Source organism: Paenibacillus sp. KN14-4R (assembly GCF_052180255.1).
Lineage (GTDB): Bacteria > Bacillota > Bacilli > Paenibacillales > NBRC-103111 > Paenibacillus_AM.
Map to the genome: position 1 here is coordinate 3,592,590 of NZ_CP197466.1, position 10,885 is coordinate 3,603,474.

The 10,885-nt window shown below is 43.2% G+C and carries 12 protein-coding genes and 5 tRNA genes; 5 read left to right on the forward strand and 12 right to left on the reverse strand.

Translation table 11 applies throughout. From position 1 onward, the window contains the following. Window positions 1-123: 123 nt before the first annotated feature. From ACSBOP_RS17710 to ACSBOP_RS17735, 6 genes are all read right to left on the reverse strand, one after another. Window positions 124-205: transfer RNA gene (locus ACSBOP_RS17710), tRNA-Leu, on the reverse strand. Window positions 206-217: 12 nt separating this feature from the next. Further along, a tRNA-Lys gene (locus ACSBOP_RS17715) sits at window positions 218-290 on the reverse strand. Between the two features lie 6 nt (window positions 291-296). After that, window positions 297-368, reverse strand: a tRNA-Glu gene (locus ACSBOP_RS17720). Window positions 369-544: 176 nt separating this feature from the next. Beyond that, window positions 545-636: transfer RNA gene (locus ACSBOP_RS17725), tRNA-Ser, on the reverse strand. 7 nt (window positions 637-643) lie between these two features. Then, window positions 644-719: transfer RNA gene (locus ACSBOP_RS17730), tRNA-Asn, on the reverse strand. 17 nt (window positions 720-736) lie between these two features. Further along, a complete protein-coding gene (locus ACSBOP_RS17735; RefSeq protein WP_442601839.1) occupies window positions 737-1,210 on the reverse strand; it encodes a SprT family protein in 474 nt (157 codons plus the stop codon). A gap of 112 nt (window positions 1,211-1,322) precedes the next feature. Between ACSBOP_RS17735 and ACSBOP_RS17740 the strand changes: the two genes are divergently transcribed. Together ACSBOP_RS17740 and cmpA are read left to right on the forward strand one after the other, a co-directional pair. Next, complete coding sequence (locus ACSBOP_RS17740; RefSeq protein ID WP_442601840.1) at window positions 1,323-1,676, forward strand: hydrolase/acyltransferase; 354 nt, start codon at window positions 1,323-1,325, stop codon at window positions 1,674-1,676. A 119-nt stretch (window positions 1,677-1,795) separates the two neighbouring features. Beyond that, complete coding sequence (gene cmpA / locus ACSBOP_RS17745; protein ID WP_442604518.1) at window positions 1,796-1,939, forward strand: cortex morphogenetic protein CmpA; 144 nt, start codon at window positions 1,796-1,798, stop codon at window positions 1,937-1,939. 32 nt (window positions 1,940-1,971) lie between these two features. Here cmpA and ACSBOP_RS17750 read toward each other — a convergent pair whose 3' ends face one another. From ACSBOP_RS17750 to ACSBOP_RS17770, 5 genes are all read right to left on the reverse strand, one after another. Next, window positions 1,972-4,200 (reverse strand): Tex family protein, encoded by a 2,229-nt coding sequence (locus ACSBOP_RS17750; protein ID WP_442601841.1) that lies wholly within the window; start codon window positions 4,198-4,200, stop codon window positions 1,972-1,974. 108 nt (window positions 4,201-4,308) lie between these two features. Next, window positions 4,309-4,659 (reverse strand): type II toxin-antitoxin system PemK/MazF family toxin, encoded by a 351-nt coding sequence (locus tag ACSBOP_RS17755; protein ID WP_258207790.1) that lies wholly within the window; start codon window positions 4,657-4,659, stop codon window positions 4,309-4,311. 3 nt (window positions 4,660-4,662) lie between these two features. Further along, on the reverse strand, window positions 4,663-4,944 hold the full coding sequence (locus ACSBOP_RS17760) for a CopG family ribbon-helix-helix protein (protein WP_258207789.1): 282 nt from the start codon (window positions 4,942-4,944) through the stop codon (window positions 4,663-4,665). A gap of 116 nt (window positions 4,945-5,060) precedes the next feature. Beyond that, window positions 5,061-6,230 (reverse strand): alanine racemase, encoded by a 1,170-nt coding sequence (gene alr, locus ACSBOP_RS17765; protein ID WP_442604519.1) that lies wholly within the window; start codon window positions 6,228-6,230, stop codon window positions 5,061-5,063. A 131-nt stretch (window positions 6,231-6,361) separates the two neighbouring features. Next, complete coding sequence (locus ACSBOP_RS17770; protein ID WP_442601842.1) at window positions 6,362-7,390, reverse strand: DUF4367 domain-containing protein; 1,029 nt, start codon at window positions 7,388-7,390, stop codon at window positions 6,362-6,364. A gap of 232 nt (window positions 7,391-7,622) precedes the next feature. Between ACSBOP_RS17770 and ACSBOP_RS17775 the strand changes: the two genes are divergently transcribed. Then, window positions 7,623-8,387, forward strand: a complete 765-nt coding sequence (locus tag ACSBOP_RS17775) for a MerR family transcriptional regulator (RefSeq protein ID WP_442601843.1) — start codon at window positions 7,623-7,625, stop codon at window positions 8,385-8,387. A 72-nt stretch (window positions 8,388-8,459) separates the two neighbouring features. On the opposite strand, the gene ACSBOP_RS17780 is transcribed toward ACSBOP_RS17775, so the two are convergent. Continuing rightward, entirely contained in the window at window positions 8,460-8,885 is a 426-nt protein-coding gene (locus ACSBOP_RS17780; protein ID WP_442601844.1) for a GNAT family N-acetyltransferase, read from the reverse strand. A 175-nt stretch (window positions 8,886-9,060) separates the two neighbouring features. Here ACSBOP_RS17780 and ACSBOP_RS17785 point away from each other — a divergent pair, with 175 nt between their 5' ends. Next, the gene (locus ACSBOP_RS17785) at window positions 9,061-9,786 is read left to right on the forward strand and encodes an ABC transporter ATP-binding protein (RefSeq protein WP_442601845.1); all 726 of its coding nucleotides are present in this window, start codon (window positions 9,061-9,063) and stop codon (window positions 9,784-9,786) included. Then, on the forward strand, window positions 9,783-10,829 hold the full coding sequence (locus tag ACSBOP_RS17790; protein ID WP_442601846.1) for an ABC transporter permease: 1,047 nt from the start codon (window positions 9,783-9,785) through the stop codon (window positions 10,827-10,829). The genes ACSBOP_RS17785 and ACSBOP_RS17790 overlap by 4 nt, the downstream gene beginning before the upstream one ends. The last annotated feature ends 56 nt before the right edge of the window (window positions 10,830-10,885 follow it).

Below are 10,885 nucleotides of genomic sequence, written 5' to 3' on the forward strand. Positions count from 1 at the left end.
TTAGAGGGGATATTTTTTATGATTAAAATGGACAGATATTTCAATCGTATTCTGGATCGTTTTCTGAGATGGAACAACAAAAAAAGCCTTGTGTATCAAGGCTTTCTCTGCTCTGTATTAGTATGCGGTCGGCGGGATTTGAACCCGCACGTCCATGGGACACTACCCCCTCAAGATAGCGTGTCTGCCGTTCCACCACGACCGCAAAAGATAAAAGTGAGCCATGAAGGACTCGAACCTTCGACACCCTGATTAAAAGTCAGGTGCTCTACCAACTGAGCTAATGGCTCTAAAAGTGACCCGTAGGGGATTCGAACCCCTGTTACCTCCGTGAAAGGGAGGTGTCTTAACCCCTTGACCAACGGGCCTTGTCGTCATTATAAATGACTGATCGTTTTTAGCGACAAAAGTTATTATAAGCGATACACCGCATGATTTCAACAACTATTTTAATTGAAAATACTGGATTGCTATAATCTGTTGTACGCTCGCCCACTCCAATAAAAAAAGCCGCCGCTATGCGACTTCCATTTGCAAATAAGAATGGCGGAGAGAGAGGGATTCGAACCCTCGCACCGCTTACGCAGTCTAACCCCTTAGCAGAGGGTCCCCTTATAGCCACTTGGGTATCTCTCCAAAAAAATGGCTCCCCGAACAGGGCTCGAACCTGTGACAACACGATTAACAGTCGTGTGCTCTACCAACTGAGCTATCAGGGAATGTAATAAATAATTTATCATGAATGAAATGCGGAGTCAAGCATAGATAGTTGCAATTTCCCACGACATTTGCCGCATCGATATTTTCGTACATCAACCTTGCGTTTACGCAAATATTGCATCGAACAATCCACACAAACTAGGCGATAGCGGTAGGGCTGAACTTGACGCGGGATCGGCAGTGCACGGCAGAATCTTGTCCCACCTACCTTAGCAAGCAGCTGCTTAAAATCAGCATCACGATGCTGATAGCCCATTTTCCGAATATGCAGGTGGTAATGGCAGAGTTCGTGCTTAATAATTTTCTCGACTTCATCCACACCGTTATTCTCCAGTTGAAGCGTGGAAATCTCGATATTATGTGATTTTGTAAAATATCGACCACCCGTCGAGCGTAGTCTGCTGTTAAATGTCGCTTTATGCCGGAACGGCCAGCCAAAGGATTCTATTGAAATACGCTCCACCCATTGTTGAAGCTGCTCATCATTCATAAGCCAGAACCTCCTAAGATGTAAGCTCATCTCTTGAATTTGTACCTTCTGAACAGCTATACTGTCAAGTAGTTATTATATCATTCGTCTTCCGAGAGGAGCTTGTCCGATCATGCCACAAATGAAATATGCCTTATTACAAAATGGGGACCGCCTGGAATTTGTCGAAATGCCGGCTACCCATATGTATCAATTAACAGCATTGAACCGTAGATTACATAAAGAAGTCGAGAAATTAACGGCTGAACAAATTCCTTCACTTCCACATGTTATCGCAGAATTTGAGAACCTTGAACTTGTCAAAGCGGATTATTCCGTCATTGGCGGTCTGGACTATATCAATACGCTAGAGCAGACATTCGCCGCTGTGAATGAGGAGATTTACCCGCTCGTTTCTTTATTAACAGAAATTCGTGCCTTGCAAGCGCAGCTCGAACAATGGTATGAAGAAGAGATGGAAGCCTAGAATACCAATCGTTTACTTGTAAAATAACGGACCTGCACCCCCTCCACATTTATCTCATATGCTGTTACTACTCAGATTGGCAGATGAGCCCTGGAGGGGATACAAAGATGGCACAATTCATGCCACAATGGCTGTGTAATCAATTAATGCGGGCGTATGCGACCAAAAACCGGAAGCAAATTCGAATGTTAAACGAATCTTGGTTTTTCTACAGAGCGAAATTACATGCAGACAAAGAATCGGAAAATACAAAAAGCAGATGAGGCTGGTTATCCAGCTTCATCTGCTTTTTTGATTAGCCTTTATGTGGGTTTTTCATTGTGAGCGATACGCGACCCTTTTTCACATCAGCACTCATGACCCATACTTTCACGACATCACCTACAGAGACGACATCCATCGGATGCTTCACGAATGAATTGCTTAATTGTGAAATATGGACAAGCCCATCATTCTTGATGCCGATATCGACGAATGCACCAAAATCGATTACATTGCGAACCGTACCATGGAGTTCCATGCCCGGTGTCAGATCTTCGATTTGCAGCACATCTGTACGGAAGATTGGTGGTTCTAGCTCTTCACGTGGATCGCGGCCCGGACGCTGCAAGGCATCCAATATATCTTTAAGTGTCGGTACACCGACATCCATCTTCGTTGCTATTTCTTCTACGTTTAAGGAAGTCAGACGTTCACGTAGTGACGGTGAACCAAGCTCTGTTGATTTTATATCTAATTCACGTAATAGACGAGCTACGACATCATAAGACTCCGGATGAATCGGTGTGTTATCCAATGCATCCTTCCCATCGCTGATGCGCATAAAACCAATACACTGCTCATATGTTTTGGCACCTAAGCGGGGTACTTTCTGCAATTGTTTACGGCCTGTGAACTTCCCAATCTCATCCCGGTGTTTCACAATATTTTTGGCAATCGTCGTATTTACGCCTGCTACATAAGACAGTAACGCCGCTGAAGCCGTGTTTACATCCACGCCCACATGGTTAACCGCAGATTCGACAACCGCAGTTAAGCTCTCTTCCAGATGTTTCTGAGAAACGTCGTGCTGGTACTGTCCAACACCAATAGCCTTCGGTTCAATCTTCACCAGCTCTGCTAACGGGTCCTGCAGCCTACGAGCAATCGACACTGCGCTACGCTCTGCTACATCCAAATCTGGGAACTCGTCTTGAGCAAGCTTGGATGCAGAGTACACACTCGCTCCCGCTTCATTGACAATTAAATATTGCAAATGATGACCGACATCTGCCATTTCACGAATAAATTCTGCGACAAACTGCTCTGTCTCCCGTGACGCCGTTCCGTTGCCAATTACAATAAGCTGTACGGCATAACGTTCAACGAGCAAGCGGAAAGTTTTCTTCGCTTCGGTCACTTTATTATTAGGTGGAGTTGGATAAGTCACCGCAACCTCAAGCATCTTACCTGTCTCATCCACAACAGCTAACTTACAGCCTGTCCGGAAAGCAGGGTCAACGCCAAGCACCACATGTCCTTTAACTGGAGGCTGTAATAATAAATTACGTAGATTAGCCGCGAAAATGTTAATCGCATGCTGCTCCGCTTTCTCTGTTAACTCCCCGCGAACTTCGCGCTCGATGGAAGGAGCGATCAATCTTTTATAAGCATCTTCAATGGTTGCTCGAAGTACATCAGACACAATCGAAGCACCGCGAATCCATTGTCCTGCCATCCACTCATGGATACGATCCACAGGGACATCTAAGGCCGTCTTTAGTACATCTTCCCGTTCACCTCGATTAATCGCAAGCGTGCGGTGAGGAGGTAGACGCTTCACGGGTTCTTGGTAAGCATAATACATCTCATAAACGGATTCCTGAGAAGTGTCTTTTGCTTCTGTTCGCAATATCCCTTGATCAAAAGTAAACCTACGCACCCAAGTGCGAATTTTCGCATCATCAGCCAGCATCTCGGCAATGATGTCCATAGCGCCTTGAATGGCTTCTTCCGATGTCGTAACACCCTTGTCTGCATCAATATATTGAGCAGCTTCATCCGTTAGAACTCCGCTGCGAGGCTGTGAAATGATCCATTCTGCAAGCGGCTCAAGTCCACGTTCTTTGGCAACCGAGGCACGTGTCTTCCGCTTTTGTTTATAAGGTCGATATAAATCTTCTACTTCTTGCAGCTTCACTGCAGCTTGAATCGCTTGCTCAAGTTCAGGTGTTAACTTTCCTTGTTCCTGAATCGATCGGATGACATCATTCTTACGCTCCTCTAGACCACGTAAGTAACGTAGACGCTCTTCAATGTCACGAAGCTGATTCTCATCAAGCTCACCTGTCATTTCCTTCCGATAACGAGCGATAAAAGGAATCGTATTCCCTTCATCGAGCAGTCCTACTGTCGTTTTGACTTTACCATGGGGCAAGCTTAGCTCCGTGGCAATTCTTTTCATAATACTTGCTTCGGTTTCTAACTGCTGCTTGGCTTTATCGGCTTCTACTTCATTCGTTGCAATACCTGCATCTTTATTCATGTCGTTCCCCGCTTCCAAAGTTCGCTTTGCATAGATATGGATGATGCTATACTCTTTATTTCGCAAAAAAAAGGAGGAACCCTTCAGTCCCTCGTGTGCATTCTTAAATTAAAATTCGATTAAACCTAGACTGACCTGTAGTCCGTCATCGACTTTTCGCATCGTATCCTCATCGAGATGAGTAATCTTATCTGTCAGACGCTGTTTATCGATTGTCCGAAGCTGTTCAAGCAAAATGACGGAATCACGATCGAAGCCATGAACTTCAGCGTCAATTTCCACATGGGTGGGTAGCTTAGCTTTCTGGATTTGCGCAGTAATAGCCGCAATAATGACGGTAGGACTAAATCTGTTTCCGATATCATTTTGAATAATGAGAACCGGACGAATACCTCCCTGTTCAGAACCAACAACAGGTGAAAGATCAGCAAAAAACACATCTCCGCGTTTTACGATCAAGGTCTACACCCCGCTCACTAAGCGATGGAGCGTAACATCCGCCTCAGCCTCCGCCAAAAATGCCTCTGAAGCTAAATGTAAATTAATTTTCGCCATCTCCAGATAACCGCGCTGCATAGACTCGCGAATAACCCGTTTCTTGCGCTCAATAAGATACAGCTTCATAGCCTGACGAATGAATTCGCTGCGGTTTGAATTTTCTTTCCTTACAATGCCGTCCACTTCTTGAAGTAAATAATCTGGTAAAGAGATCATTATTCTCTTCGTATTATGAGCATTGCTCATCCTTATTGCACCCCCAGAACAACACACTACATAAACATATTACCATTATGGTGTTCATCATGCAAATTTATACAAAAGATAATATATGCAGTGCGTATATCAATTATGCTATACGCTTATTCAACAACTTGCAAGGTATTGATGACTTTAATTTCTTTGCCATCACGTGTGTATATGCGAGGAATACGCTGAGAAAACATACATACAACTTCATAATTAATCGTACCAAGTAAAGCTGCGATCTCTTCAACGGAAATCATTTCATTGCCTTGCGCACCAATGAGTACGACCTCATCCCCCATTTGCACATCCGCAACACCATCGACTTGCAGCATGCACTGATCCATACAAATACGCCCAATAATGGGTCGACGCTCCCCACCGACTAAAGCCTCCACTTTAGTAGACAGCATTCGGGAATATCCATCCGCATAGCCGATAGGTAATGTCGCAATACGCTCATAATCGGTTGTATGATAGATGCTTCCATAGCTCACACCAGAGTTAGGCGGGAGTGTTTGGAGATGCACAATCTTCGTTTTTAAACTTAATACAGGTTTCAATCTAATTTGCTCTTTGTTTACTTCTTCTGACGGGTACATCCCATACATACTAATTCCCAGTCTTACCATATTATGCGCTAGCTCTGGAACATCGATACCTGTGGCGCTATTGCCTGCATGCAGAAGGGGAAACGTGATTCCTTTTGCCTCAAAATGATCTACAACTTCTTGAAACTTCGCATGCTGCTGATAGGTATATGCCTTGTCCACCTCATCTGCACAGGCGTAATGCGTAAATAGACCTTCTACTTCCACATGAGGAATCGACATCGCGCGCTCAATTAACGCAACAGCATCCACTTTGTCATGCAAGCCCAGCCTTCCCATACCTGTATCCAACTTGATATGGATCTTGAGTGTGTTATTACATTCTATATGTTCCAAGGCTTCTAATAGATCTTCACTATATACATTAAGTGTAATATTATGTTTGATTGCAAGTTCAATACCTTCTTGCGGCGTATAACCAAGAACGAGAATTGGTGTTTTCACACCTGCCTGTCTTAACTGCAGTGCTTCATCTAAAAATGCCACAGCTAGATAATCAATGCCATTGCGCGCTGCTTCCTTTGCAACTTCTAATGCACCATGACCATATGCATCTGCTTTAACAACGGCCATGATTCGCACATCATCCGACAATGCCTGACGAAATTGCTGTATATTATGCTGTAAAGCATCTAATGAAATTTCTACCCATGTTGGTCTATAAAAATGCTCCATTTCTTCACCCACTCCGTCTTTATGCAGGATAAGGGAAGAACTCAATTTGAGTCCTTCCCCCACTTTTATTGTCTTATGTTAATCCTTAAAAGCGCCGAGTGTCAATAAAAACTGTCTGCTTTTACTATGTTTTACTTCGTCATCGGTCCTTCTACAGACTTGGCAACGTTAATCATCTCATTAACTGGTAAATCTCCAGTCGTTAAATGGTATTCAACTCCATTATGCATCCAAGACAGCGTACGTTTCTCATCACCCAGCAAAACACCCATCGTAAAACCTAGATCTATTACTTCACCTTGGAGGTTCGTCGAGGCTGCTTTCTCCTGCGGTTTCGTTTCTAACAGGTTATAGTTGTATTTGCCTTGATAACTGAGCAGCAGTCCTTTGTCTTCCCCGTATTGTGTTGGCGTAATGGCCTTTTGCGCAACACCTTTTGGAGTGTATCCCGGTTCAACTAAACCAACTTCTTTACTTGGTACATCCTTGCTACCATTTTGAGATAGCGTCTGCATCGACTTCAGGTTTTCCGAAGTCATGTTGCGCTTCATATCAAAAGAATCTTTTTCAAACTTCTTATTAAATTCAAATTGGGTAAATTCAAGTTTCACCACGACATTCTGATTGCCGTCAGACACTTCAACCTTTTGTGGTTGTAAGGATTTCTTATCGATCCAAACCTTTTGACGAGTAAGTGTACCTGTGCTGTAATTCGCTGCAACATCAAACACATAAGACTTATCGTCCGATGTAAATTGACGTTCTTGATCATCCACAATGCTCTTCACTAAAGATTGATACAAATACACTTGTCCTTGATTATCTGGCCAATTGCTTTGGAAGCGAAAGCTTTTATTCAATTGTGGAGTTAAGACGTACACACCTTCATCGTTACGAAGTACGATTTGTGTAATGTCGCGTTCTTGATTCGTTAATGCAATGCGGTAATAATTTGGAGTCTGATACCACACTTCTACTTTATACTCCTGCGGCTGAGCCCCAGACTGCACCACCATGCGACCAGAACCTTGGTAGCTGTCTAGCTTTGTCATTTTTTCATTCAAATCTTTTACTACCGATCCTGCATTCCTCTGCCCACAGCCTGACAATACGACCGCCAAACAAATCACGATTGACATGATCCACGTAATTCGGCGCATTTCCTCATCCCCTCAACCTAATAAATTTCAAATTGGGCTTCCGGCCAGCGAATGAAATAGGATCTACCTAACATTCACTGTTCACCACTCAGCCTCCTTGGTACATGCATATGAGGGGACTTGGACATTTATGCAGACTAGCTATGTGTCTGATCGATTACATTTGTATCTACCTTTTTGTTGACTCTAACGTTACGTGAGGCTGTATGATGAATCTTGTGGAGGTGAGAAATTGACTTACAAAGTAAAGGAAGTAGCTGATATAGCAGGTGTAAGTGTCCGGACGCTTCATCACTATGACGAAATTGATCTGCTTACACCGCAATCGGTCAATCAAGCGGGATATCGACTGTATACCGAGCATGAACTGAAGCGATTACAGCACATTTTATTTTTCAAAGAGATTGGATTTTCTTTAGAGGAAATTAAGCGGATATTAGACAGCCCCGAATTTGATCAGAAACAGGCATTACTTACCCATAAAGAGTTATTGGAACAAAAGAAAAAACGGCTTGAAGACATCATTCAGACCGTGAATAATACGATAGAAGCGCTTGAAGGAGGAAGCCAAATGAGTAAACAAGAAATGTTCGAAGGATTCGACATGTCAGCAATCGAGGAGCACAAAAATAAGTATGAAGCTGAAGCGCGTGAGAAATACGGAGACTCGACAATGGATGCTGTCAATAAACGCACGAATGCGTATTCCAAGGGTGATTGGTCCCACATTATGGGTGAAAATGAGCGGATTTACGCCAAAGTGATCGCTGGAATGGACAATGGTCCCGATGACCCGATGGTGCAAGAAGCCGTCGCTGCGCTTAGACAGTGGATTACGACTAATTTCTATGATTGTACGCCTGAGATTTTCTATGGTCTTGGAGATTTGTATGTCATGGACGAACGATTTACAGCGAATATCGATAAGCACAAAGAGGGGCTTGCTGCCTTTCTTCGTGAAGCGATGCATGTGTACTGTGACAATTTGAAAGCATAGTAAATAGGATGACAAATGGCTTTGTACCAAGTAAAGGGCACCTGTGGAACAGATGCCCTTTTGACTACCCAATTACAGCCGTTTCATCAAGTAGTAGTGCGTATTGCCCCCAGCTACATCATCAATCTGACCGTACACAGTAAACCCATTCTTTTTATAGAAATCGAGTGCTTGGAAACTAAGTGTGTCCAGCTTAATAAGAACACAATTCAGTTCCCGTGCCTTAGCCTCAATAATACTTAGCAGCTTGCTGCCATAACGACCACCTCGTACTGATTCGTCCAGCCAAAGAATATGTACTTCAAGAAAATCCCAATGATAAGAAGCTAATAATCCACCACGAATAACATCTTCTTCATCTCTTACATACAAATTAATCTCTTGACTGTTATCTCGAATTGCCTCCGATATGTGGCTGTAATTAAAAGCACGCAATCCCTTAATTACCTCTTGTCGATCGATTGGCACCCCGCCATTATCCTCTGTTATGTGTAACATCGTGCAAACCTCCTTTTGTAACAAAAAAAGTTCAAGTACATGATTTCTCATATTCTTATCTAGATATTACCAATACTAGCTAGACTTTAACAAGCTTGTTCTCATTGACAGAACCATGCCCCTATTCTAAATTGAAAGAGATTCCTCATTTGAAGATGGAAGGATGTTATTAAGAATGGTTACAACCATACAACTGCATGACATTAGTAAAAGCTTCCGTAAGAAAACGGTCATAGAGGATATTAATATCGAAGTGAAAAGCGGGCAAATTTACGGAATAATTGGTCCATCAGGAGCGGGTAAGACAACAATTGTCAAAACGATAGTCGGTATGGATCAAACGGAGACTGGCACCGTTACCGTCCTCGGTAAGCGAATGCCAAATTTAGAAGTACTTCAAAGTATCGGTTATATGGCGCAATCCGATGCACTTTATGAAGAACTAACTGGTGCCGAGAACCTTGCTTTCTTCGCTTCACTATTCAAATTGAAGAAGGTAGAGCAAAAGAGTCGTATCGCTTATGCGGCCGGCTTAGTCAATCTGACCGAGCAATTAACGAAAAAAGTATCAGCTTACTCCGGTGGTATGAAGCGCCGCTTATCCCTTGCCATTGCTTTAATCCAAGATCCACAGATTCTCATTCTGGATGAACCGACCGTCGGAATTGATCCTGAACTCAGAATGACAATCTGGAACGAACTGCTGCGATTGAAAAATGAAGAGCAGAAAACCATCCTGATTACAACGCATGTCATGGATGAAGCGGAAAAATGTGACCACTTGGCGATGATACGAAACGGTCGCATTTTGACTGAAGGATCCCCCGCCGAACTCAAAACACATTATGAGGCTGACAACTTAGAAGCCGTCTTCTTAAAAGCAGGAGGGATAGAGGTATGAGAATTACAGCGTTAATTAAACGAATCCTATTCCAGATGATCCGAGATAAACGGACACTTGCCTTATTGTTTGTTGCTCCTCTGCTCGTCCTAACCCTGATGTATCTAATCTTTAACAGTGGAGCCACAGCACCAAAGCTTGGTGTATATCACGTGGACAGCAGCATTGTTCAAGCACTGGAGAAGGCAGACATCGAGGTTCATCCATACGATCAACTCTCAAATGATACCGTCACAAAAGATAATCTCGATGGTCTTCTTGCGCTTACCGATGGGAAGATCGAACTAACGCTCCAGAATAGTGACCCTTCCACTTCCAAAATGCTGCAAATGAAGGTACAGCAAATAATAGCCGCTTTAGGGCAAGCAAAGCTTATGGGAGTAACCTCAAATTTGCAGGCACCCAGCATACCCGTCCATTATATATATGGAGATGCAAATACTAGCTTTTTTGATATACTTGGCCCCATTCTTGTCGGATTCTTCGTATTCTTCTTTGTCTTCCTCATCTCTGGTATTGGTCTCTTACGCGAGAGAATGACAGGTACGCTGGAACGACTGATGTCCACACCCATTCGCAGAAGTGAGATCATTATTGGTTACTTGGTCGGGTATGGAATCTTTGCTGTCATCCAGACGATCATCGTGGCGCTGTACTCTATTCATGTACTTGATCTTGTTCTTGTCGGCTCCATCTGGCATGTCATTCTAATCAATCTCATCGTGGCCTTTGTCGCCTTGACTCTTGGCATTCTGCTGTCTACTTTCGCTTCATCTGAATTTCAAATGATTCAATTTATCCCGCTCGTTGTCGTTCCGCAAGTCTTTTTCTCGGGCATCCTTCCACTCGATAATATGGCGGTCTGGTTGCAAGCATTGGGCAAAATTATGCCACTTTATTATGCAGCGGACGCGCTAAAAGGGATCATGTATAAGGGCTATGGATTAAGTGAAGTCAGCTTTGACATTCTCATTCTCGCTTTGTTTGCGATTATTTTTATCGTGCTGAACATTTTTGCATTGAAGAAATATCGTAAATTATAACCTCGTTTATTTCATAAGAAAGAGGCTTCTCTACCCAAGTTCCATTGAACTTGTGA